This is a genomic window from Nocardioides sp. (assembly GCF_036493135.1).
GTDB lineage: Bacteria > Actinomycetota > Actinomycetes > Propionibacteriales > Nocardioidaceae > Nocardioides.
On sequence record NZ_DASXQG010000054.1, the window covers coordinates 1 to 21,758 of the forward strand.

Here is a 21,758-nt window from a genome sequence, read left to right on the forward strand (position 1 = left end):
CTGCAGGCATGGCTGAAGACAAAGGGGCACGACCTGGTACGACTTCATATGCCGCTGTTGGCGAATCCGAGGATGCGCGGCCTTCGTGTGCCAGGCTGTCTAGGTGTCAACTACCAGTGACCGTGCGCTACTCAGCGGTCCCTCGCGCGTCGCGGTGCTGTCGCTCTTGACTATCCTCGCGTGCGGCGTCGTCCTGTTGATCGACTCCCTCGCGACGCTGCCGCCGTCAGTGCTCCTCGTCGTCGCCGTGCTGTTGCTGCTCAGCATCGTGGCCTGGTCAACAGCCGTCTTTCGGGACGCCAGGTCGAGCGGCGTCCGTCTCGGTGGCGCCGTCTGGAAAAGCGTCGGGCTGACCTGGAAGGCCGTTTGGGAACTCCTCCCATAACGCACTCGTCTGCCGCTGTTCGCTCGAGTCCACATCGCGCTTGGGCCAGCGAGCGTTGCGCTCGGCTCGTGCGTGGACACTTTCGCCGTCTGGCGCTGAAGAATTGAGATGAGCACGGTGCGAAGAGACGTCGAGGCATGCACCCATCAGTGCGACTCCCGCGGCGCCCTCACGCCACACCCTGAGATGAAACTTCTGTTGAACGCCGTGAGCGCACCGGTCGAGCCCCCGTGAGCTGACCGGGGAAACGCCTCACGGTAACCGCCTCACCGGAGGACCAGTGCGATGCCCCGGCGTCGTGCGCCGGGGCATCGTCGCGCTCGGGGCGGACCTCGCCTAGTACGAAAGAGGTCCGGCCGCGTGGATCTGGAGCTGGAAAAGCCTGGGCGGGTTGTTCTGGCTGCATCCGACGAGGTCTCCGTGCACCCGGTACTTGCCGCCGCCGGACACCTGGCTGTACCTGCCGGTGCCAGCGACTGCCTTCCAGGTGCCGTGCTCGGAGAACGTGCCGTAGCAGGTGCGCTTGTCGAAGTGGTTGGCCTGGCCGGCCCTCTTGTGCCGGATCGTCACCGATCCCCTAGGAAAGACGAACCGGTCGGTGCGCCCGTTGATCTGCTTGTCGGTACCCCTGGCGTGGATGGGGCCGAACCCAAGGAGTATGCCGCCGGGCTTGACCGCGTTGTTGCTCAAGAGCAGGAACCGTTGGTGCCCGGCTGTTCTGCCGGTCTCGTGGCCTCCTGTCGCGACGGCCGACGGGACGCTCAGCAGCGCTCCGGTCAGCGCCAGCACCAGGGCGAGAAGACGCACACGTGTGTTCATGGGACTACCTCTCCGTTCCTCTCATTGCGGCCCTATTGACCCCGGTCGATCCGGGTCTCTCCTGACCCACGATTCGCCCGATTGCCCGGGGTTTCGTCCCCCAGATCGGGGAGCAGGGATTCGTGCCCTTTGGGGTGTAACGCTTCCACCCAGGTGGGGTGATGCTCAGTTGGTCGGGGGAGAGCGCCCGGTCCATGGGTCGCGCACTACCTGGCCGGGCGCACACCCCGAAGAAGCGCACTCATGGCTCACTGACAGGCACGGTTTGGAGTCTCAGCCATGAGTAGCGGGTTCGCCGCACTGGACGCTGATCGGGTACTGCGTCCCAAGTACGGCTTGCGGATCGTCCGCGTCAAGCACCTTGCGGTCCGTGGTGGTGAAGTCGATGCCCGTGCCGTCGTGCCGCGCACCGCCCTGGTTGAACTGGCCCCGATGCTTCACCCAAAGGCGCAGCAGCTCGGCGGACAGTTCCTCCAGCGAGTACGGCGCCTCCTTCCACGCCACGACAAGGTCCGACGGTGCTTCTTCCATGATCGCGACGAGCACCTCGGACGGGTCTCCGACTCCAGAGATGATCAGCTCGCGCCTCGTGCCTGATCTCCGAACCGGCCTGTCCAGCGGTTGCTTGGGCGCTCTCCATGAGCCGGTTGCGGTAGTCGTCGATCTCGCGCTCCCAGCGTTCATGCCTTCTGTGCGCCTCCTCGCCCACAGGTCCGATGGTGCTCCTCAGCGACTCCTCATCAGCGATCCGCTCGGATCTGCCGATGAGCTGTCCGTGTGGGAGGGCTCGGCCGGCGGTGGAGATTGCGGCTGTTTCGCCGCCCCTGGGCCGACGGAGGCTCAGCTGACGCGCAGGTGAGTGCGCAGGAAAGCCAGCTCGGCTGCGATCACTGGCTCGTGCTGCCCCAGGAAGGGGGCGTAGTGGCCGCCTGGCACCTCCACCAGGGTCGCGTTGGCGACGCGGGCGGCGAGGCGGACGGCAGGCTTCGCGAGCACCGACTGGTCCTGCTCGGCCACGACGACCAGGAGCGGAACCCGGATCCGCCGGGCAGCACGCCCGGGCCGGTAGGTGAGCACCCGCATCACCGACCGCGCCGCGATCGTCTGTTTCCACTCCGGATAGCGGCCGCCGGGGTTGAGGGCGCGCTCGCTGTCCAGGGCATCGGGGGTGGTGAGCATCGCGACGGCGCCTCGTGGCCCGGCCAGCGGCACGCACAGCGGCGGACGACGGAACAGGCCACGCAGCAGGTCGGTCAGGGCGATGAACGGGAATCGGAGCACCACGCCCACCGTCTCGTGGCGCAGGGCGTTCGGGCCGGACACCAGCCCGTCGACGAAGGGCGTCTGAGCGACCACGGCCGCAACCCGCCCACCCGCTCCGACGCGGAGCACGTGGCCGCCGGAGGTTGAGAAGCCCCAGACCGCGACCCGCAGCGGGTCCACCTCGGGCAGGGCCTTGGCGCAGGCGACGGCCGCCTCCCAGTCGGCCAGCTGCTCGCCCACGCGGAGCACCTGCCGCGGCGCTCCCCCGCTCTCGCCGAACCGACGGAAGTCGAAGGCCAGGACGCTGAAGCCGGCCGCATGGAACCGCGTGGCGAACTGGTCGGTGCCGGGCTCCTTCGTCACCCCGGCCCCGCCGGCCATCACCACACAGGCACCGTTGGTGCCGACGTAGTGCCACGCCGCGCACTCGACCCCGCCACTGCTGAACCAGACCTTCGACCGCTTCGCTGTCTCCATGCTGTCCTCCATGACCACAAGTGAACCATGCGGTTCACTTGTTGTCGACAGAGTTCACCGGACCTCAGGCGTCTGCGGTCTCCTCCCGCTCGAGCGCACGGACCAGGGCGCTGAGTGCCGGATCGATCCGAACCGCGCTGCGGCTCGTCTGCCATTCCATGAGGAAGCCCCGCATCGTGGCCAGGATCAGCTCGGCGACCTCCTCCCTCCGCTGTTCCGACCACTCCGACGGACACAGGGATATCAGCGGGCCGCGGTAGAGCGCAGAGGCATCGTTGGCGAGATGGGCATACCGCTGCGGGTCGTACATGGCCAACCCGATCGCCTGGTCGATCACCCGCAGCCCGGTCGCGTCCTCCATCAGGACCGGCCAGATGGCGCGGACGCGTTCGCTCAGGGTGTCGTGGGCAGCGGCGGCCGACATCGCGTTCGCGATCCGGCCCTCGCGCAGGGAGGCGATCGCCTGGCCGAGCAAGTCCTCGGCACCGTCGAAGTGGTAGAGCAGCACCTTGTGCGTCGTACCGGCGGCTCGAGCGGCCCGGCGCAGGGAGAAGTCGGCCAGCCCGTTGACTTTCAGGTCCCCCGCAACTGCCGCCAGCAGCTCCGCGCGCCGGGCCTCGCCACGGGGCGAGCGCACCGAGCGGGGATAGCCCGGCGTGCCATGGCTCTCGCGAGAGGCCTCCATGACGCCGATCGTCCCACGCCGTCGGACAGCTACTGGGTGCACACGATCCGCCCGTAGCGACGACCGCTTCTCATGCCGCCGCGTCCGATGATGACTTCCCCCTCAGGGTGCGCCCCAGAAGCACGCGGGAGACTGAACCCATGACGTCCCTGGGACTGGTTCGGGTCCGGTACGACGCGGAGGGGTGGGGGGTCATCGACTCCGGAGTGACCGCGGGCGATGCGGTCAGCGGCAATCGGGTCGCGCTCGATGGCGGCGTACGTCGAGACTGGGGATGATGCCGACGTTCACCCCGCTCCATCGCGACCTGACCTTCCTCTCCCCGCTCTCCGAGGCTCGCGCAGCTCGGCTGATCTCCTTCCTGGCCGAGGGCGAGCCGACGACGGTGCTCGACGTCGGCTGCGGTTGGGGCGAGCTGCTGCTGCGGGTCCTCGAAGCGGCGCCGGGGGCGCGCGGGCTGGGGCTCGATCTCGACGAGGAGTCGCTCGCCGGCGCGCGCGAGCACGCCGTACGTCGCGGCCTCGCCGACCGCGCGGGCTTCGAGGCCCGCGATGCCCGCGTGGTGGCCGGTAGGTACGACGCGGTCACCTGCATCGGCGCCTCGCAGATCTGGGGAACCGAGGTCGAGGAAGCCCAGCCGCTGGACTACGCGGCCGCCCTGACCGCACTCCGACAGCTCGTCCCGCACAGCGGGCGCCTGGTGTACGGCGAGGGCATCTGGTCGGCGCCGCCGACGCCGGCTGCCACGGCACCGCTCTCGGGCCGCGCGGACGAGTACGTCGCGATCGGAGCGCTCGTGGACCTGGCGGAAGCGCACGGCTTCGCGGTGGTGGCCGTGCACGAGGCCGACCTGGACGAGTGGGACACGTTCGAGTCGGGGTTCACGGCCCGCTACGCCCGGTGGCTGGCCGAGCACGCGCCCGACCATCGGGACGCCGAGGAGGTGCGCGGGCTCGCGGCGCGGCAGCACGCGTCGTACTTCGGCGGGTACCGCGGCATCCTCGGCCTGGCCTACCTCCAGCTGGTCGCGGTGTGAGCCAGGACCGCGACGGTGAGGGTCCGGACGCCGGCTTCTGGCTCGCCCGTGACGGCGACCGGGGTCGTCCGCCTGAGCGGTCACTAGAGATTCCGCCGGGGCGGACGACCGAGTGAGCTGTTCGGGTCGTCCGCCTGAGCGGTCACTAGAGATTCCGCTGGGGCGGACGACCCGTCACCCCTGGCGCCACATCGGCCAGAGCTCGGGACCCTCGGGCAGCTGCAACGAGTCGCGGAGCTCGAAGCCGAGGCGCTCGTAGAGCGGGATGTTCTCCCGCTTGCTGCTCTCGAGGTACGCCGCACCGCTCAGCCGTTCGAGCCGGTGGCGCAGCAGAGCCGTCCCGATCCCCTCTCCGCGTCGTAGGGCGCCGACGCCGGCGAGGTACCAGAACTCCTCGTGCGGCCGGGCCCGGTGCACGACGTTCTCGAGCGCGACACCGCGAGCGAGGTTGCGGCGCAGCGCCCGGGCGTAGAACGGGATCGAGGCCAGCTGGCGCCAGGCCGGGACCCGATGGCCGGGCGGGTCCCAGAACGCTGCCCCGACCGGCTCCCCGTCGAGCAGGGCGAGATCGGTCGAGCCCTGGGCGTCGTGGGCCCAGCGAGCGTGCGTCGCGAACAGCGGGGTCAGCGAGCGACCGGCCGGGACGAGCCACCGGGTCACCGGGTCGTCGTCGAACGCCGCGGCCATCACGCGGACCACGTCGCGCCGGTCGGCGGCGGTGGCGGTGCGCACCTCGAGCACGCGGCGATGCTAGGGCACGCCCGCGTCGCGCCGGCATCGCGCCGGCATCGCGCCGGCATCGCGGCCGGGTCGCGCCGGTCAGCCGTCGAAGGCGGCGTAGGTCTGCGGCGCGACCTCGTCGAGGGGGCGGCCGGCCCAGTCCCCGGCGGGCCATCGCGACCACATCCGCTCGCCTGCCTGCTGCACCCGTCGGGTCGCCGCCTCCATGTCGGCACCGAGGACGACGCCGTCCTCGACGACCGGCTGCCCGTCGACGAGCACCTCGGAGAGGTCGGACGCCTGGGCGTAGTAGACGAGGTTGCGGATCGGGTCGCGCATCGGGGTCATCGTGAACCCGTCCGCCCGCCAGAACAGCAGGTCGGCCTTCGCTCCCGGCGCGATCCGGCCGAGGTCGTCCCGACCCAGCAGCCGCGCCGCGTTCACGGTCACCGCGTCGAAGACCTGACGCGCCGTCGACACATCGGTACGGCGTGCCGCGACCTTGCCGGCGATCGCGGTCCAGCGCAGCGACTCGATCATCGACTGCGGAGCGGTGTCGGTGCCCAGGCACAGGTTCACGCCGGCCGCGACGTACTCGGGGAACGACTCCATCACCAGTCCGCGCCGGATGAAGCACCAGGCGTTGTAGGAGACCGACGTGCCGGACGAGGCCAGCAGCCCGAGGTCGTCGCCGGCGAAGTTCACCCACGAGTTGCCGCTGATGAAGATCGCGTGACCGAGCACGGTGCGAGGACCGAGGAACCCGATGTCGGCGAGCCACTCCACGGGGGTGCGTCCGTGGCGCCGCGTCATCTCCTGGAACTCCCACACCCCCTGCGAGGCGTGGAGCGAGATGGGGACGTCGAGGTCGTCGGCGGCCGCGCGTGAGTCGCGCAGGAGCGCCTCGCTGCAGGTGTCGACCTGGGCCGGTGCCAGGAAGCCCTGCACCCGTCCGTCCGCCCGGCCGCGCAACCGCTCGACGAACGCGGTCGCCCTCTCGAAGCCAGGACGACCGTCGTCGGCGTCCCAGTCGTAGTCGACCCTTTTGCCGTCCGGCGTGAACCACCGGCCGGAGCGGTACATCGGCGCGACATACCCCCGCAGCCCGCTCGCCTCGATGGCGTCCGCGGCGTACTCCTCGATGCCACCCATCTGCAGCACCGTCGTGGTGCCGGTGCGTGCGAGCTCGATCAGCGAGTAGTCGAGGCACGCTCGCGCGCCCTCGTCGTCGAGCCCGGCCATCTCGGTCGGGAGGATCTCGATCAGCCCGGTCAGCCAGAACTGCCGGTTGCCGACGTCCTCCTGCACGGACTTGTCGATCGGCGACTCGTCGAGGTGCGCATGGGTGTTGATGAAGCCGGGAGTGACGATTTTGTCCGGTACGTCGACGTAACGATCGACCGAACCGGGATACGTCGACCCCACGAACGTGACCCGGTCGTCCTCGACGACCAGACACCCGTCGCGCAGGATGCGGTGCTCCCCTTCTTGGAACGCCACGATCCACCCGGCCCGGTACAACGTCGTCGTCACGCAGCCGATGATGACAGTCGCCGTCGGCGCCCCGCGGACGGGCTCGACCGCTTGGGTAGGCTCGCCGCGTTCTGGTCCCGACCCGGTGGGGGTTCTCCGCGATGCCGCACGCCTGGCGTGTCGTCGTCCCCCTCGTCATGCTCACGGTCAGCGTCACCGGCTGCTTCGGCGCCGCCGGTGAGGCACCACCTCCCGGTGCCATGTCGGCGCCCGACCTGGACGCGTGCCGGATGCTCTCGCCCGACGACGTGTCACACCCCAGCAACTCCACCGACCCGGTCTCGTGCGACCAGCCCCACACCGCGCAGACCTACGCCGTCGGCGCGCTGCCGACCACGTTCGCGGACGCGTCGTACGACGACGTCGAGGTCAGGGCGTTCGCCTACCAGACCTGCTCCCGGCGGTTCATCACCTTCACCGGCGCCGACGAGAGCCTGGCGATGCGCTCGATCCTGAGCTGGGCCTGGTTCCGGCCGAGCCGGGCGGCCTGGGACGCCGGGGCCCGGTGGTACCGCTGCGACGTGATCGGCGGAGGCGACCAGACGCGCACCTACGTCAACCTCCCTGCCCGGACCAAGGGGCTGCTGCTCGGCCGCCCGAAGGACGAGTGGATGGTGTGCGCCCAGGGCGCCACCGTCAGCGGCTCGGTCAAGGTGCCGTGCACGGCGAAGCACGACTGGCGAGCCGTCACCACGATCGTCCTCGGCTCGTCGGGCGACACCTACCCCGGCGACCGGGCCGTGCAGGCGCGCACCCGCGACTTCTGCTCCAAGTCGGTGGGCGCCTGGCTCGACTACCCGGTCGACTACGACTTCGGCTACTCGTGGTTCCACGTCGCCGAGTGGAACGCCGGGAACCGGCGGTCGGTGTGCTGGGCGAGGACCGACACATGAGGCTCCTCCGACCGGCACTCGTCGTCGCGGTTGCGCTCGTCCTGACCGCCTGCTCCGGGTCCGGCAGCTCCGATCCGAGCGCGGGTGGGACGCCGGTGGTGCACTCCCCCACCCCGACCCCGACCGAGACGATCCCGCCGAAACCACCCAAGCCGCCACCCGCGGACGCCTGCTACCGACTGGGGTACGACGAGGTGCTGGCGCCGACCAGCGACAAGAAGCCGGCGCCCTGCTCCGGCATCCACACCGCGGTCACGTTCTACGTCGGGTCCTACGACAAGCACCTCGCGGTCGACGGCGATGCGGTACACACGCTCGAGTCGACCGTCTGCCCCCGCCGCTTCGCGACGTTCGTGGGCGGCACACCGGACGACCGCCGTCTGAGCATGCTGCGCGCGGTGTGGTTCACCCCTACCGTCGCGCAGGCCGCGAAGGGGGGTCACTGGTTCGTGTGCGCGGCCATCGCACTGCGTGACGACCAGCACCTCGCGTTGCTCCGCGGCCCGATCCAGGGTGTCCTCGGGCGACCCGACGGACGCGACCACTACGGGCTCTGCGGCACCGCCGAACCCGGCACCGCCGGCTTCGAGCAGCGCATCTGCGCCGCCCCCCACACCTGGAAGGCGCTGCGCACGGTCGACTTCCCCGCCGGGGGCTACCCCGGCGCGGACCACGTCCGCTCCGCCGGGCAGCAGCCCTGCCAGGCCGCCGGCCGGGCCGCCGCCAGCGACCCGCTCAGCTACAAGTGGTCCTACCAGTGGCCGACCCTGCAGCAGTGGCGGGCGAGTCAGACGTACGGCGTCTGCTGGGCCCCGAGCTGAGCAGGGCCGCCGGCGGGCGCCGGCCCCGCTGATCGGTTCGTCGGGGCGGCTGACGGTGCGGCCCGACCTGCCGACGGCGAAGCACCGCGGTGGTCAGGGGTGTGACGACTGCTGGGCCTGGAACACGATCGCGTCGTTACGCCGCACCGGCTCGAAGTCACGTCGCAGGAGGGTCCGCACGGTCGGTGCAGCGACCCACACGCCTAGCAGAAAGGCGGCGCCGAGAATCCACGACATGGCGGCCTCCTCCGGCGACGTTGTCACCAGCATACGCTCGCCGGAGGCGTTCGTCGCCTGGCAAGATCCCGGCGCTGACCGCCGGGATCAGAAGCCCAGCTTGCGCAGCTGTTTGGGGTCTCGCTGCCAGTCCTTGGCGATCTTGACATGCAGGTCGAGGTAGACCGGGGAGCCCAGCAGCGCCTCTATCTGAGCGCGGGCGACGGTGCCGACCTGGCGGAGCCGGGAACCCTGGTGGCCGATCACGATGCCCTTCTGCGACGAGCGCTCGACGTACAGGTTGGCGCTGATGTCGAGGAGCGGCTTGTCGTCGGGGCGGTCCTCGCGAAGCCCCATCTCCTCGACGACGACCGCGATGGAGTGCGGCAGCTCGTCGCGTACGCCGTCGAGCGCCGCCTCGCGGATCAGCTCCGCGACCAGGATCTGCTCCGGGGCATCGGTGAGGTCACCGTCCGGGTAGAGCTGCGGCCCCTCGGGCATCAGCCCGACCAGCAGGTCGGCGAGCAGCTGCACCTGGTCGCCCGACACGGCCGAGACCGGCACGATCTCGGCCCACTCGGTGTCGGTCGCCCGGCCCAGCTCGGCGATGTCGAGCAGGTGCTGCCCGATCTGCGCCGGCGTCGCCAGGTCCGTCTTCGTCGCCACCGCGATCTTCGTCGTCCGCCGGACCTTGGCCAGCTCGCTGACGATGAACCGGTCGCCCGGACCGACCTTCTCGTTCGCCGGGAAGCACACGGCGACGACGTCGACCTCGGACCACGTCGCCCGCACCAGGTCGTTGAGCCGTTCGCCCAGCAGCGTGCGCGGGCGGTGCAGGCCGGGTGTGTCGACCAGGATCAGCTGCGCGTCGTCGCGGTGGACGATGCCACGCACGACGGTGCGCGTCGTCTGCGGCTTGTCGGAGGTGATCACGATCTTCTGTCCGACCAACGCATTGGTCAGCGTCGACTTGCCGGCGTTCGGCCGGCCGACGAACGACGCGAAGCCGCTGCGGTAGCCCTCAACCACCGCGCGCCTCGTCGTACGCCGCCCAGATCTGCTCGTCGCTCTTCCCGGCCGCCTTGCCGGCGCGCCAGATCGGGCCCGGATCGACGGAGCGCGGCTGCCGCGAGGTGACCGCGCGCCAGTAGCCCATCACGTCGTACGCCGTGTTGGGCAGCCGCCGCACGCGCATGAGGTGCTTGCGGATCGCCCGCATCTGCGCCGACTCGCCGGCCATCCAGAAGTAGCCGTCACCCTCGGGCCAGTCGATGCCCTCGACCACCTCGGCGAGCCGGGACCGTCCCTCCGCCGCCGGTGGCTCGAGCCAGGTCACGTCGGTGCCGTCGGGCAGGTAGCCGGCCAGGTCGTCGGGCACCTCCGCCCATACCCGGGTGGGGACCGTCGAGGCCCTCGAGATCCGCGCCATCGCCGGCATCGCGGTCAGGTCGCCGACCAGGAGCAGCCAGGCTGCGCCGGCCGGGGGCGAGAACGAACCCTGGGCAGCGGTGATGACCAGGGAGTCGCCGACGCAGTCACCACTGGCCCACTCCGTGACCAGCCCGACGTCATGGATCACCACGTCGAGCACCAGCTCGTCGCCGTCCAGGGAGCGCACGGTGTAGTAGCGCACCTGGAACTGCCCGGGCACCACGAGCCCGACCCACTCGTCGAGGATGCCGGTGGACTCGAACCCCGGAACCGAGAGCGTCAACCGCACGAGGTGCGGCGACACCGGTTCGCGACGCGTGACGACGGCGTCGTACCGCTGGGCCCTGGTGGTCATCGCCTCCCAGGCTAGTGCCGTCAGTGGCGGCCCCGACCCCGGCTACGGCCCCGGCTAGCATCGCCGGGTGGCCGCGATCGACGCCCCGGAGACCGAACGGTCAGATGACCGTCCGTTCGATCTCGAGCCGCGCACGTACGACGACGATCGGATGCCGTGGACCGGCTGGCGCTGGAGCCACGTCCGATGGGGTGCACTCGCGGCGTACCTCGTGGGGCTCGGATGGTTCCTGGCGACGCAAGGGATCCCCACCGACCGCCTCGGCATCTACGGCGCGATCCTGGCGCTGCTGACGATCGTCGTGCTCGGCCGCGGCTGGCGTGCCTGGCGGCAGATGATGGTCGACTGGCTGCCGTTCCAGGCGGTCCTGCTGGCCTACGACTACAGCCGCGGGTTCGCCTCGCCGTACTCCCCCGCCCAGGTGCAGGCCAAAGTCTTCCCGATCGTCGACGTCCACAACGACCTCGGGATCCCGCTGCACGTCTCGTTCCCGATCGGTGCGGACCGCTGGCTCGGGGAGCACCTCGGGATGGGCCCCGAGATGCCGACGACCTGGGTACAGCAGCACTTCCACGCCGGCGCCTCGATCCCGTGGTACGGCGTGCTGATCAGCCTGGTCTACTGCAGCCACTTCCTGGTGATGCCGATCGTCGCGATCGTGCTCTGGATCCGGAACCGGCGACGCTTCCGCATCTGGATGAACATGGTGGTCGTGCTGGCCGTGGCCGGGGTGGCGACGTACTTCCTCTACCCGATGGCACCGCCCTGGCTCGCCGACGACCGCGGGGTCTTCCCCGGCCCGTACGTCGGGCGCTACACGTCCGAGGGCTTCGACCTGATCGGTCTGCACATGGTCGGGGGCATCGTCAGCCAGGGGCAGTACCTCGTCAATCCGGTCGCCGCCATGCCGTCGCTGCACACGGCGTACGCGACCCTGGCGGCCGGCTTCTTCTGGTTCGGCAAGCGCTGGTGGCAGAAGGCGCTGCTGGCCTGCTACCCGCTCGCCATGGGCTTCGCCCTGCTCTACGGCGGCGAGCACTACCTGATCGACGAGCTTGCCGGCGCGGCGTACGCGCTGGCGGTGATCGCCGGCTGGCGGTACCTGCGCGCCCAGCGACTCCGCCGTACCGCCCTGGTCGGTCAGGCCTCCGGGTAGCTCGCGTCCATCGGGAACGTCGGCCGCCACGGGTAGTCGTCGTGGCCCAGGTCGTCGGTCTTCACCGCGAGCACGTGGTGGAGCTGGATCTCGTTGCGCTCGAACGCGAGCCGCGAGCCGGCCATGTACAGACCCCAGACCCGGGCCGTGCCTTCGCCGACCTCGTCGACGCAGGCGTCCCAATTGTCCTGGAGGTTCTTGCACCAGCCTGCCAACGTGCGGGCGTAGTGGAGCCGGAAGTTCTCCTCGTGCACCACCTCGAGGCCGACGTTCTGCGCCTCGGTGATGATCCGGCCCGACCCGGTCAGCTCGCCGTCGGGGAAGACGTAGCGGTCGATGAACGCGCCGGTCTCCTGGTGCTTGTTGTGCGGCCGGGTGATGCAGTGGTTGAGCAGCCGGCCCTGCGGACGCAGGCGGTCGCGCAGGAACGTGAAGTACGACTTGTAGTTGCGGACGCCGATGTGCTCGGTGAGGCCGATCGAGCTGACGGCGTCGAAGCCGGACTCGGTGACCTCGCGGTAGTCGCTGTGCCGCACCTCGGCCAGGTGGTCGAGGCCCATCTTCTTGATCTTCTCCTGCGCCCATGTCGCCTGCTCGCGCGACAGGGTGACGCCCAGCGCCTTGACGCCGTAGTGCTCGGCGGCGTGACGGACCATGCCGCCCCAGCCGCAGCCGACGTCGAGCAGCCGCATGCCGGGCTTCAGGTCGAGCTTCTTCGCGACCAGGTCGTACTTGTAGTACTGCGCCTGCTCCAGCGTCGCGTCCTCGGTCGGGAACACCGCGCAGGTGTAGGTCATCGACGGGCCGAGGATGTACTCGTAGAACGCGTTGGAGACGTCGTAGTGGTGGTGGATCGCCTCCTTGTCGCGGATGCGCGAGTGACGCACGCCCTCGATGACCCGCCGCCAGCGTGGCAGCGTCTCCTCCTTCGGAGGGGTCGGCGGCTTCAGGTGGGAGATCCCGAGACCGGAGAGGATCTTGACCAGCTCGGCCGGCGACGGGCGACGCAGCTTCAGACCCTTCTGCAGCGCCTTGAGCCCGTCGTAGGGGTCACCCGGCTGTACGCCGGTCACGACCAGGTCGCCGGTGACGTAGGCCCGGCCGAGCCCGAGGTCACCGGGCGCGGTCATCAGGTAGGACAGGCCACGCTCGTTCTTCAGCTCGAAGCCGAACGGCGCGTCCTCCGGTCCGCTCGCGCTGCCGTCGTACGCCGTGAAGCGCAAGGGCAGTGGCCCCTGGATCAGCTGCTCGAAAGCGTCGGCGATGTTCATGGTCATCGTCTCTTCACCGCCTTGTCGTAGAGGCTGGTCAGCCGGTGGTCGGGGTCGTACCGGTCCTTCACGCGCGCCAGGTTGGCGCCGTCGTACAGCTGATCGAACGTCTCCCGGTCGTAGAAGGCCTCGGAGTAGAGCGACTTGTGCCCGTCGAGCTCGTGCACCTTCGCCTCGATCGCGCGGTTGCGCGGACGGTTCGGCGCCTCGGGGCCGACGCCGACGTTGCCCCAGAAGCCGACGTTGACGTAGGTCTCGTGCGGCCGCAGGGGGTACGACGGCCACTTCCTGCCCGCGAAGAGCGGGCACAGCCACACCGGCCGCATGCCGACCTCGGCGTCGAACCAGTCGAGGAACTCCCCGAGCCGCTCGACCGGGATCTCGACGTCCTGCACGACCCGCTCGCCCTCAGGATTTCCCTTGCGGCGGTCGAGCCAGGCGCCGACGTGGAGGCGGTGGTCGAGCGCGACCATCCGGTAGTAGACGTCGGAGCGCTTGTAGCGACGCGGCCAGAGCCGGCGAGCGACCGGGTGCTGGGCGCCGAACGCGCGCGAGCACCAGAACCAGTCGGTGTCCCAGCGCCACAGGTAGTCGTACATCGTGAGCAGGTCGTGCCCGACCCCCGACGTGGAGAGCTCCTGGATCGAGCGGTAGTAGATCTGCTGCCCGGTGTAGTCGCTGGGTGTCTGCAGGTCGGTGGAGCCCGTCGAGACCACGGCCGGCGTGTCCGTCCACTCGGCGAGGGTCAGGTAGTACTCCCCGGGCTGGAACACGGTGCCGTCCAGGCCGTCGACGCGGACCCCGTCGTACTCCTTGGTCTCCATGATCTGCGCGATCGTCTTCGAGAGCAGCCCCGCATCGTCGAAGCGGACGTGCCGGAGGCTGACGTACGACGGCACCTTCTCCAGCTTGATCCGCAGTCGCGTGGCGTAGCCGAGCGAGCCGTAGGAGTTCGGGAACGTGTCGAACAAGGACGCGCCTGGGGTGGTGGTGACGACCTCGCCGGCCCCGGTGAAGATGTCCATCTCGGTCACCGACTCGTGCGGCAGGCCGCTGCGGAAGCTGGTCGACTCGATGCCGAGACCGCTGACCGCACCACCGAGGGTGATCGTGCGCAGCTGCGGCACGACGTACGGGATGAGTCCGTGCGGCAGCGTCGCGTCGACGAGGGCCTCGTAGGTGCACATGCCCTGCACGTCGGCGGTCTGTGCGTCGCGGTCGATCGAGATCACGCCCGCGAGGCCGGAGACGTCGAGCCCGGGGACGTCGCTCGTGGCACGCGGTCGGAAGAGGTTGGAGGTCTTCTTGGCCAGGCGCACGGACTGGCCGGCCGGGATCGCGTCGTACGACGCCCTCAGGCGCGCGACCGCGGCCTCGTGGGCTGCCTGTCCGGTGAGCACGGGCGAAAACTTACTCCGACTCGGCCGGGAACGGAGGAGGGGTCCGGTTGGTCACTCGGAGGGCAGGGTCGCGAGCGCGGCCAGGTCGTCCTCGGTGAGCCGCAGGGCAGCGGCCGCGACGTTCTGCTCGAGGTGCCCGACGTCGCCCGTGCCGGGGATCGCGAGCACGTGCTCGCCGAGGGACAGGGTCCAGGCGATGCGCACCTGGGCCGGAGTCGCGTCGTGTGCGGCCGCCACGGCCCGGACGGCGTCGTACGGCTCCGCCGCGGTGCCCTCCCGGGACTGCCCCGCAATCGTGAAGAAGGGGACGAACGCGATGCCGTGCTCACCGCAGACCGCGAGCAGGTCGCTCGAGTCCGAGCGCTCGTAGCCCGGTGCGTGTCGGTTCTGCACGCACACGATGTCGGTCACCCGACGGGCACTCTCGAGGACGTCGACGCCGACGTTGGACAGGCCGACGTGGCCGAGCAGTCCCTCGTCGCGGAGCGCCGCGAGGGCGGCGACCGCGGCGGGCACGTCGTCGCGCCCGTTGCTCCGGTAGTTCACGACGTGGATCCGGTCGAGGCCGAGGGTCTCCAGGTTGTGCTCGACGTGTGCGCGCAGCCGGTCGGGCGCCAGCCAGTCGCCCCAGTCACCGGTGACCAGGTCTCGCCCGGGTCCGACCTTGGTGACGATCGTGACGCCGTCGGGGTACGGCGAGAGCGCCGAGCGGATGATCTCGTTGGCGCGACCGGAGGCGGAGAAGTAGAAGCCTGCGGTGTCGACGTGGTTGACGCCGAGCTCGACGGCTCGTCGTACGACGGCGGCGGACGCGTCGGGGTCGCGGTCGTCGCCGCGCCCCATCCCGCCGGTGCCGGACAGACGCATCGCGCCGAACCCGAGCCGGTTGACCGTCCGGTTGCCGAGTGTCCAGGTGCCCGCTGCGGCTGCTGTCGTCGTCCCCGAGATCATCATCATCCGGTCAAACCTAGTGCGGCGGGGCAAGCCGTCAGGCGTGGTGGAGCTGTCCCCGCGCGTCGCCCAGATGGACCACGACATCGGCACCGGCGAAGTCGTGGACAGCGCGGAGGTCGGGCTCGTCGTCGTCCCCGAGTCTGACCACCGCTTCCAGTCCCTTCGAGCCCGACGAGACCGCCATCGCGACACACACCTCGAGCGCGGTCAGGGTGAGGCTGTCCAGCGCCACGGCCGCCGCGGCGTACGTCCTGCCGTCGAGATCGCGGACCGCCGCCCCCTCGGGAGCACCGGTCCGGGTCATCGTCGCCCGGGCAAGCGTCACCAGCTTCTGGTCCTCGGCGGACAGTTCACTCATGTGGTCGAACCTACCGAGGCCTGCTCGAGCCGCCGCCGGCCGGCACGCTGGCCCTCGTCCGCGTCTCCGTCTACGTTGGCGACACGTTCGCAAGGCCCGCGGAGAGGTCGGTAAAGGTCCATGAGGCGACGGAGCGTCCCGCTCCCGGCCCGCGGCGGCCGGACCGAGGACTGGCACGTCGTCCTGGTCGTCGAGAACCTCCCCATGGGGGCCGACCACCGGCTCCGCAAGCAGGTCGACACCCTGCTGGCTCGAGGCTGCCGGGTGACCGTGATCAGCCCCCGGGACGACGTCAACGCGGCGTACCGAGCGCGGCAGGGCGTCCGTCTCCTGGAGTACGTCGCAGCGCCGGAGCTTCGCGGGCCGATCGGTCACGTGGTCGAGTACGCGTGGTCCGGCACGGCAGTGTCACTGCTGCTCCTGGCCGTACGACTGCGGCGCCGGGTCGATGTGGTGCAGCTCTGCCAACCTCCCGACATCTACTTCCCGATCGCGGGGTTGCTGCGCCGGACCGGAACCCGCGTGGTCGTCGACCAGCGCGACCTCATGCCCGAGCTGCTCGTGGCGCGCTATCCCGGTGCCCCCGGCCGCGCCGTCGACTTCCTGCACCTGCTCGAGCGGCGAACCCAACGAGCCGTCGACCACACCATCACCGTGAACGAGCACCTCCGCCGGCGACTGGAGGCGGCCGGTGGGCAGGGCAGGGTCTCGGTCGTGTGGAACGGGCCGGTGCTCGCCCGGGTCGACGCGGTCCGACCGTCGCCCGAGGTGCGCGCCGCAGGCGGTCCACTCGTGGTGTGGGTCGGGAAGATGGGTGTGCAGGACAGGGTGGAGCTGGTGGTCGAGGCGGCCGAGCGGGTGATCAACGCGGGCGAGCGCCGCGCCGTACGGTTCGTGCTCATCGGGGACGGCGAGTGCTTGGAGGACCTTCGGGCTCTGGTACGACGCCGGGGGCTCGACGCCTCGGTCACGTTCACGGGGTGGGTGCCCGAGGAGACCGTGTTCGGCTACCTGGCCCGTGCCGACGCGGGCATCGACACCTCGTTGCAGCACGAGGTCACGCCGGTCAAGGCCCTGGAGTACATGTCCTTCGGTCTCGCGTTCGCGGCGTTCGACCTCCCCGAGACCAGGCGACTCGCCGGCGACGCGGCGGTCCTCGCCCCACCGGGTGACGTCGACGCCCTGGCCCGGTCGTTGATCGAGCTCATCGACGACGTGCCGCGGCGTACGGTGCTCGGACGGGCCGGACGCCATCGCGTGGAGAAGTCGCTGGCCTGGGAACGTCAGGAGGCTTCTTACCTGGCCATCGTTGGCCCTTCTTCGACACCGCCGCAGCGCGCCCGCGGTCGTGGCCGATTCTGTCGGGCTCCCCGCCCGCCGCAGGCCTGAGCGACACGGCCTCGCCGTCAGACTCCCTCGGCACCGAGGTCGGGAGTCCCGGCGGTCCGGAGCCGGCACCGGAACGCTCCTGACGTTGCCGCCCTCGGCCCCGGCGAGGCACGTTCGTCACCCACCCGGCCAGGCTGGGCCGGACGTCGTGGAGCATCGCCAGCGTCTCGCGGACGTCCGCGCGGGTGCCGGACCGGAGGTCACCGACGAGCACGACGAGGTCCGCGATGTCCGCGAGCAATAGGGCGTCCGCCGAGGTCAGCACCGGCGGCGCGTCGATGACGACGAACGCCCGCGTGTCGAGCCGGTCCAGAGCGAGGCGCAGCTCCTCGAGCTCGATGCCCGATCCTCCGGTGGCATCGCCGGCGTGGACCAGGCTGAGATTGCGGACGCCGGTCGGGTACCGCGGCGTCTCCCGGCCGTTTCCACGGGATGCGAGCCTGCTCGGTCTCGTCCGAACGCCGAGGACCTGCTCGGGGCGTACGCCGTCCGGGCTCGCTCCGATCAGCATCACCCGCTTGCCCTGGGCGGCGAGCGCGATCGCGGTGCCGCAGGCGAGGCTCGTCGTACCTGCGCCGGACCGGGGGCTGGTGAAGACGAGCGTCTTGCCGTCGTCGTGCCCACTCATCGACGCCAGCCGCGCGGCCACGAACGCGAAGGACTCCCGGGCCGGGCCGTCGGGAGGCAGTGCGCTGCGCTTGCTGTCCCAACGGCGCAGGTGGGTGAGGACCGGGAGCCCTGACAGGTCCCGGAGCTCCGGCCCGGAGCGGACCCGATCCGAGACGCGGTCCCACAGCCACGCCGCAGCAACTCCCACGGCCAGCCCCGCCACGAGGCCGAGAGCGAGGAAGATCGGCAGGCTTCCCCGCGACCCTGCGGCGGGCAGCGAAGGTGCCGTCACCAGCGTCGCTGCGCTGGTGGTCCCCCGGTGGTTGCGGTAGTCGACGTACGACGTCGCGAGCGCGCTGGCACCCCGGTAGGCGGTCTCGGCGGTGTCCGCGTGGTAGGAGATGTGGAGCACCCAGGACTGCGGGACGACCGTGACGGACAGGCCCTCCCGCACCGTCGCCGGGTCGAGCCCCAGGATCGATGCTCCGTCGCGCACGACCACCCCGGACTGGGCGATCGCTCGTTCGGTTCCCATGTCCGGCGCGAGCGGGTTGCCGTCCGTCTGGGTGGGCGACACCACGACCTCGGCGGTCGCGGTGTAGGTCAGGGGCGCGGCCGCCGCTGTCACGAAGGCAGCACCGACTCCTGCACAGGCCGCCAGGACGACCAACCACAGATACGTCCGCAGGAGGCCCCGAGCCTTGTCGGTCGGGCCGGTGAGCTTCATCTTCGGTGTCCTGTCGCTGGGAGTGGTTGGGTTGAAAGCGCCATGGCGGCGCCGTCCGCGGAGACCGTGCCGGCCACGATCGCCAACAGGGCGAACAGCAGGTCGGCGCTCCCGCGGTAGGTGATGTGGGGGTCGAAGACCATCAGGACCGTCGTGACCACCACACCCGCGAACGCGGCGAGTGCCGCCACGGACCGGTTCGTCGTCAAGGGCCGGCAGGCATTCCACGTGATCCGGCCGGCGACGCGCACGAACCACAGGTACGCCGCGAGGAGCGCTGCCCCGCCGCCCCAGAGCAGCCAGGTGTAGCCACTCTCGATCCACACGAAACCGGTGCCCTGGTAGGCAACCGCGACCCGTGCGGACGGTCGCACGCCGAGGATCGGGTTCCATCCGGAGAAGAGCTGCGGCCAGAAGTACGTCTCCAGGTTGGCCAGCCGCGTCGTCCAGCTGATCGGAAGTCCCGTCGGTCCCTGGAACCCGGCCAGCCGGTGCGCGATGACCGGCCAGACGACCAACGCGGCCGAGCCCAGCGCCACCGGGGCGTACCGCAGGAGGTCGAGCCGGCCGAGCGCCATGGCGATGCAGACGGTCGCGATGACCAGGCCGAGCGCGCTCGAGAACTCGGCGGCAGCCAGGACGCCCAGGATGCAGACCATGGCGATGGAAACGAGCAGGGCACCGAGCAGGGACCGGCTCGGTGCACTGCGACGGCGGTCCTTCCACCACAGGCCTGCCGCGATGGCGAGGTTCAGGATCATCAGGTCGGCGGTGGCCGCCGGGAGCGCGAGTGTGGAACCACCTCGTGGCTGTGCCAGCGCGCCGTCGTGTCCGAACGGCACCCAGTACGTCAGCAGCAGCCCTCGGACACCGAACAGGTCCAGGGCTTGCAGGAACCCGACGATGCCCACGACGGCGGCGGCCAGCAGGGATGCCCACAGACACCAGCCGATCTCACGCTCGGTCCGCACCGTCAGTCGCACGAGGAGGTACCCGGCGAGGAACTTCCAGAGCACCAGGGCGTAGCTGATGTCGTCGGCTCCGACCGTCCGGCCCCGGAGCAGCATGAAGAAGACGGGAACCACCGAGTTGGAGACAGCCATCAGCACGAGGGTGGTCTCGAGCCGACTGAGACGGATCTGGGGTCGCCAGCCGCCCGGCAGACGGAGGACCGCGCGGAGCACCAGGATCCCTGCCATCAGGCCCACCAACGCCTCGTTCGGTCGCAACCCGGGGATCAGGCGACCGCGGTCGATGCCCGCGACGAGCGGCGTGATGGCGATGACTGCGACCGCTGCGAATGCCGGCGTCCTCCACACCAGGACGGCCACGACGAGGAGGAGGACCAGGGCTGGGATCGTTGCGGGCGGAGCCACCACGACCACGACGCCGAGGACCGCGGCGACCGCCACCGTCGCCATCACGATCGCGGCACCCATCGTCAGCTCCACCACGGGGCGGCGACTACGGCGGGAGACCGCCAGCGTGGCGCTCATGCCGCGGGTCCCCGGTGCGAGCCTGAGCGGTGGCTGTCGAAGCGGTGCTCGGAGGTGATCACGAGGCACCGACCCCCATCGCCGCATCACGGCTACGGAAGGCCGACCTGAGCCAGGAGAGCTCGGGCGCCCGGAAGAGGGCCTGGACACCGCCGAAGACCAGTGCACCGCTGAGCGTGCCCCCGACCACGGCGAGCAGTGAGCCGGGCCGGCCCGGCACGAGGTGTGGAACCGTGAGCACGACGGCGATGAGCGCCGGCAGCATCGCGACCGTCCCGATCAGGACCCGCCCCGCTGCGCGTAGACAGGATCGTGCCGCTGTGCGCGCCCCCGCCGTCACGGTCGCGAACAGGTGCATCGCGCCGACCAGACAGCCCACCGCGTACGCCGCGGCAACCGCCCTGACCAGCGTCGCATCGGACGTGAAGGCCACCGCGAGCCCGATCAGGAGCAGGCAGACGACGGTCTGTACGGCCATGGACCGAAGCGGTCGGCGGGCGTCGTCACGCGCATAGGAGGCCTGGGTGGAGATGAAGAAGACCGCCGCTCCGGCCAGTCCCAGCGAGAGCATGGCGAGGGCCTGGGCGATCAGGTCATAGCCGTGCGGCGTGGCCATCTGACCGACACCGACGACCCGCGCGATCGGCTGCGCGACAGCGACGTACCCGGCCGACGCCGGCACGACCAGGAACAGGGCGAGCATCACGCCCCGGGCGTAGGCGTCCCAGAAGGTGGCGAGCTCGCCCCGGTGGTACAGGCGGGCGAGACGAGGCAGCACCGCCAGGCCGACAGGGGTCGCCACCAGGGCCAACGGCAGGAAGTAGAAGTTCAGGGCGATCTGCAGCGCGACGACCCCGCCCGGGACGCGCGCCATGACCACGAGCATCGCCACGGTCTGCGCGGCGAGCAGGCCGGCCTGAGTCATCGATCGCACGGCTCGCGCGACGATGGCTCGGACCTCCGGCACGGCCCAGCCGAGTGCGGGCTTCAGGGTGACCCCGCACCGGTAGGCGCCCCACCATTGAACGCCGGCGTGCAGGCCGACCGCCGCCGTCGCGCCGAGGCCGAGGAGCAGGAGCTCGCCGAGCGGGACCGTCTCTCCCTCCGACCGGACCCCGTACGTCGCGGCGCAGACGCCGAGGACGATGATCAGGCCGATGTTCTCCAGTGCCGGTGCGCACGCCGGGAGCGCGAAGCGTCGATGGGCGTACATGACGGCCGCGCCGGTGCCGGCGACGGCGTAGAGGATGACCTGCGGGGCGGTCAGCATCGCCAGCACCGTGACCAGCCTCACCTGCTCGTCCGCTGTGGGGACGGGTGTGCCGGAGGACGCGAGATGCAACAGCCACGGCAGTCCCAGCACCATGACCGGCAGCGTGGCGGCGGTGCCGGCCAGGGCCAGCCCGAGAAAGCCGCGCGCGACGGTGGGCACCGTGGCCGCGTCGCCGGCCACCAGGTGCCTGACGAGGACCGGTACCAGCAGCGTCGAGACCAGTGAGCCCGCGAGGAAGCCGTAGTAGATCAGGTTCGGCAAGGAGTTGGTGATCTGGAAGGCGTTCCCGAAGGTGGTGGGGCCGAGCACCGCGCCGATGATCACCACCCTCGCGACTCCGGTGAGCCGCGCGATCGCCGTTCCCCCGGAGACCAGCACCGAGTCCCGACTGGTCGTGTCCTCGGCGTCCAAGGGGGCTCGCGTGACGGTCGGGTCCAGGTGCGTCTCGGTGCCTGCCGAGACCGCACCGTCGGCAGGGCTTCTCACCCGCC

At 70.6% G+C, this 21,758-nt stretch carries 21 protein-coding genes; 6 read left to right on the plus strand and 15 right to left on the minus strand.

What is annotated here, in order from left to right:
- Window positions 1–721 precede the first annotated feature (721 nt).
- The 4 genes from VGJ24_RS09755 to VGJ24_RS09770 all read right to left on the minus strand — a co-directional run bounded on the left by VGJ24_RS09755 (window position 722) and on the right by VGJ24_RS09770 (window position 3,629).
- Entirely contained in the window at window positions 722–1,204 is a 483-nt protein-coding gene (locus VGJ24_RS09755; RefSeq protein ID WP_331500363.1) for a hypothetical protein, read from the minus strand.
- 273 nt (window positions 1,205–1,477) lie between these two features.
- Window positions 1,478–1,750 carry a hypothetical protein gene (locus VGJ24_RS09760; RefSeq protein ID WP_331500365.1) on the minus strand — a complete coding sequence of 91 codons (273 nt, stop codon included), beginning with the start codon at window positions 1,748–1,750 and terminating at the stop codon, window positions 1,478–1,480.
- Window positions 1,751–2,044: 294 nt separating this feature from the next.
- Window positions 2,045–2,956, minus strand: a complete 912-nt coding sequence (locus tag VGJ24_RS09765) for an alpha/beta hydrolase (RefSeq protein ID WP_331500367.1) — start codon at window positions 2,954–2,956, stop codon at window positions 2,045–2,047.
- Window positions 2,957–3,008: 52 nt separating this feature from the next.
- Window positions 3,009–3,629 carry a hypothetical protein gene (locus VGJ24_RS09770; RefSeq protein ID WP_331500369.1) on the minus strand — a complete coding sequence of 207 codons (621 nt, stop codon included), beginning with the start codon at window positions 3,627–3,629 and terminating at the stop codon, window positions 3,009–3,011.
- Window positions 3,630–3,769: 140 nt separating this feature from the next.
- Here VGJ24_RS09770 and VGJ24_RS09775 point away from each other — a divergent pair, with 140 nt between their 5' ends.
- Together VGJ24_RS09775 and VGJ24_RS09780 are read left to right on the plus strand one after the other, a co-directional pair.
- Window positions 3,770–3,907: a hypothetical protein gene (locus VGJ24_RS09775; RefSeq protein ID WP_331500370.1), complete on the plus strand. Its 138-nt coding sequence runs from the start codon at window positions 3,770–3,772 to the stop codon at window positions 3,905–3,907.
- Window positions 3,907–4,665 (plus strand): SAM-dependent methyltransferase, encoded by a 759-nt coding sequence (locus VGJ24_RS09780; RefSeq protein WP_331500371.1) that lies wholly within the window; start codon window positions 3,907–3,909, stop codon window positions 4,663–4,665. The genes VGJ24_RS09775 and VGJ24_RS09780 overlap by 1 nt, the downstream gene beginning before the upstream one ends.
- Before the next feature lie 174 nt (window positions 4,666–4,839).
- On the opposite strand, the gene VGJ24_RS09785 is transcribed toward VGJ24_RS09780, so the two are convergent.
- Both VGJ24_RS09785 and VGJ24_RS09790 read right to left on the minus strand, forming a co-directional pair.
- Complete coding sequence (locus VGJ24_RS09785; RefSeq protein WP_331500372.1) at window positions 4,840–5,406, minus strand: GNAT family N-acetyltransferase; 567 nt, start codon at window positions 5,404–5,406, stop codon at window positions 4,840–4,842.
- A gap of 78 nt (window positions 5,407–5,484) precedes the next feature.
- Window positions 5,485–6,918: a chlorohydrolase family protein gene (locus tag VGJ24_RS09790; protein WP_331500373.1), complete on the minus strand. Its 1,434-nt coding sequence runs from the start codon at window positions 6,916–6,918 to the stop codon at window positions 5,485–5,487.
- Window positions 6,919–7,019: 101 nt separating this feature from the next.
- On the opposite strand from VGJ24_RS09790, the gene VGJ24_RS09795 reads away from it, so the two are divergent.
- Together VGJ24_RS09795 and VGJ24_RS09800 are read left to right on the plus strand one after the other, a co-directional pair.
- The gene (locus VGJ24_RS09795) at window positions 7,020–7,811 is read left to right on the plus strand and encodes a septum formation family protein (RefSeq protein WP_331500374.1); all 792 of its coding nucleotides are present in this window, start codon (window positions 7,020–7,022) and stop codon (window positions 7,809–7,811) included.
- On the plus strand, window positions 7,808–8,632 hold the full coding sequence (locus VGJ24_RS09800) for a septum formation family protein (protein ID WP_331500376.1): 825 nt from the start codon (window positions 7,808–7,810) through the stop codon (window positions 8,630–8,632). Before VGJ24_RS09795 ends, VGJ24_RS09800 begins: the two co-directional genes overlap by 4 nt.
- Before the next feature lie 93 nt (window positions 8,633–8,725).
- Here VGJ24_RS09800 and VGJ24_RS09805 read toward each other — a convergent pair whose 3' ends face one another.
- The 3 genes from VGJ24_RS09805 to VGJ24_RS09815 all read right to left on the minus strand — a co-directional run bounded on the left by VGJ24_RS09805 (window position 8,726) and on the right by VGJ24_RS09815 (window position 10,634).
- A complete protein-coding gene (locus tag VGJ24_RS09805) occupies window positions 8,726–8,869 on the minus strand; it encodes a hypothetical protein (RefSeq protein ID WP_331500377.1) in 144 nt (47 codons plus the stop codon).
- 87 nt (window positions 8,870–8,956) lie between these two features.
- Window positions 8,957–9,877: a GTPase Era gene (gene era, locus VGJ24_RS09810; protein WP_331500379.1), complete on the minus strand. Its 921-nt coding sequence runs from the start codon at window positions 9,875–9,877 to the stop codon at window positions 8,957–8,959.
- Window positions 9,870–10,634 carry a siderophore-interacting protein gene (locus VGJ24_RS09815; protein ID WP_331500380.1) on the minus strand — a complete coding sequence of 255 codons (765 nt, stop codon included), beginning with the start codon at window positions 10,632–10,634 and terminating at the stop codon, window positions 9,870–9,872. The genes era and VGJ24_RS09815 overlap by 8 nt, the downstream gene beginning before the upstream one ends.
- A gap of 67 nt (window positions 10,635–10,701) precedes the next feature.
- Here VGJ24_RS09815 and VGJ24_RS09820 point away from each other — a divergent pair, with 67 nt between their 5' ends.
- On the plus strand, window positions 10,702–11,790 hold the full coding sequence (locus tag VGJ24_RS09820; protein ID WP_331500381.1) for a phosphatase PAP2 family protein: 1,089 nt from the start codon (window positions 10,702–10,704) through the stop codon (window positions 11,788–11,790).
- Here the strand turns inward: VGJ24_RS09820 and VGJ24_RS09825 are convergent.
- The 4 genes from VGJ24_RS09825 to VGJ24_RS09840 are packed head-to-tail and all read right to left on the minus strand — an operon-like array spanning window position 11,775 to window position 15,773.
- Window positions 11,775–13,061: a class I SAM-dependent methyltransferase gene (locus VGJ24_RS09825; RefSeq protein WP_331500382.1), complete on the minus strand. Its 1,287-nt coding sequence runs from the start codon at window positions 13,059–13,061 to the stop codon at window positions 11,775–11,777. The genes VGJ24_RS09820 and VGJ24_RS09825 overlap by 16 nt on opposite strands.
- A 2-nt stretch (window positions 13,062–13,063) precedes the next feature.
- Window positions 13,064–14,461 (minus strand): FAD-binding oxidoreductase, encoded by a 1,398-nt coding sequence (locus VGJ24_RS09830; protein WP_331500383.1) that lies wholly within the window; start codon window positions 14,459–14,461, stop codon window positions 13,064–13,066.
- Between the two features lie 51 nt (window positions 14,462–14,512).
- Window positions 14,513–15,418 carry an aldo/keto reductase gene (locus tag VGJ24_RS09835; RefSeq protein WP_331500384.1) on the minus strand — a complete coding sequence of 302 codons (906 nt, stop codon included), beginning with the start codon at window positions 15,416–15,418 and terminating at the stop codon, window positions 14,513–14,515.
- Between the two features lie 31 nt (window positions 15,419–15,449).
- The gene (locus tag VGJ24_RS09840; protein WP_331500385.1) at window positions 15,450–15,773 is read right to left on the minus strand and encodes a cytidine deaminase; all 324 of its coding nucleotides are present in this window, start codon (window positions 15,771–15,773) and stop codon (window positions 15,450–15,452) included.
- Window positions 15,774–15,893: 120 nt separating this feature from the next.
- Between VGJ24_RS09840 and VGJ24_RS09845 the strand changes: the two genes are divergently transcribed.
- Complete coding sequence (locus tag VGJ24_RS09845) at window positions 15,894–17,162, plus strand: glycosyltransferase family 4 protein (protein WP_331500386.1); 1,269 nt, start codon at window positions 15,894–15,896, stop codon at window positions 17,160–17,162.
- A 1,332-nt stretch (window positions 17,163–18,494) separates the two neighbouring features.
- Here the strand turns inward: VGJ24_RS09845 and VGJ24_RS09850 are convergent.
- Both VGJ24_RS09850 and murJ read right to left on the minus strand, forming a co-directional pair.
- Window positions 18,495–19,994, minus strand: a complete 1,500-nt coding sequence (locus VGJ24_RS09850; RefSeq protein WP_331500387.1) for a hypothetical protein — start codon at window positions 19,992–19,994, stop codon at window positions 18,495–18,497.
- 58 nt (window positions 19,995–20,052) lie between these two features.
- On the minus strand, window positions 20,053–21,753 hold the full coding sequence (gene murJ, locus VGJ24_RS09855; protein WP_331500389.1) for a murein biosynthesis integral membrane protein MurJ: 1,701 nt from the start codon (window positions 21,751–21,753) through the stop codon (window positions 20,053–20,055).
- Window positions 21,754–21,758: the final 5 nt, after the last annotated feature.

Coding starts and splice junctions, on each gene's coding strand:
- VGJ24_RS09755 (WP_331500363.1), bottom strand. CDS start 1,204: ATGAACACACGTGTGCGTCTTCTCGCCCTGGTGCTGGCGCTGACCGGA.
- VGJ24_RS09765 (WP_331500367.1), bottom strand. CDS start 2,956: ATGGAGGACAGCATGGAGACAGCGAAGCGGTCGAAGGTCTGGTTCAGC.
- VGJ24_RS09770 (WP_331500369.1), bottom strand. CDS start 3,629: ATGGAGGCCTCTCGCGAGAGCCATGGCACGCCGGGCTATCCCCGCTCG.
- VGJ24_RS09775 (WP_331500370.1), top strand. CDS start 3,770: ATGACGTCCCTGGGACTGGTTCGGGTCCGGTACGACGCGGAGGGGTGG.
- VGJ24_RS09780 (WP_331500371.1), top strand. CDS start 3,907: ATGCCGACGTTCACCCCGCTCCATCGCGACCTGACCTTCCTCTCCCCG.
- VGJ24_RS09795 (WP_331500374.1), top strand. CDS start 7,020: ATGCCGCACGCCTGGCGTGTCGTCGTCCCCCTCGTCATGCTCACGGTC.
- VGJ24_RS09800 (WP_331500376.1), top strand. CDS start 7,808: ATGAGGCTCCTCCGACCGGCACTCGTCGTCGCGGTTGCGCTCGTCCTG.
- VGJ24_RS09805 (WP_331500377.1), bottom strand. CDS start 8,869: ATGTCGTGGATTCTCGGCGCCGCCTTTCTGCTAGGCGTGTGGGTCGCT.
- VGJ24_RS09815 (WP_331500380.1), bottom strand. CDS start 10,634: ATGACCACCAGGGCCCAGCGGTACGACGCCGTCGTCACGCGTCGCGAA.
- VGJ24_RS09825 (WP_331500382.1), bottom strand. CDS start 13,061: ATGAACATCGCCGACGCTTTCGAGCAGCTGATCCAGGGGCCACTGCCC.
- VGJ24_RS09835 (WP_331500384.1), bottom strand. CDS start 15,418: ATGATGATGATCTCGGGGACGACGACAGCAGCCGCAGCGGGCACCTGG.
- VGJ24_RS09840 (WP_331500385.1), bottom strand. CDS start 15,773: ATGAGTGAACTGTCCGCCGAGGACCAGAAGCTGGTGACGCTTGCCCGG.
- VGJ24_RS09845 (WP_331500386.1), top strand. CDS start 15,894: ATGAGGCGACGGAGCGTCCCGCTCCCGGCCCGCGGCGGCCGGACCGAG.
- VGJ24_RS09850 (WP_331500387.1), bottom strand. CDS start 19,994: ATGAGCGCCACGCTGGCGGTCTCCCGCCGTAGTCGCCGCCCCGTGGTG.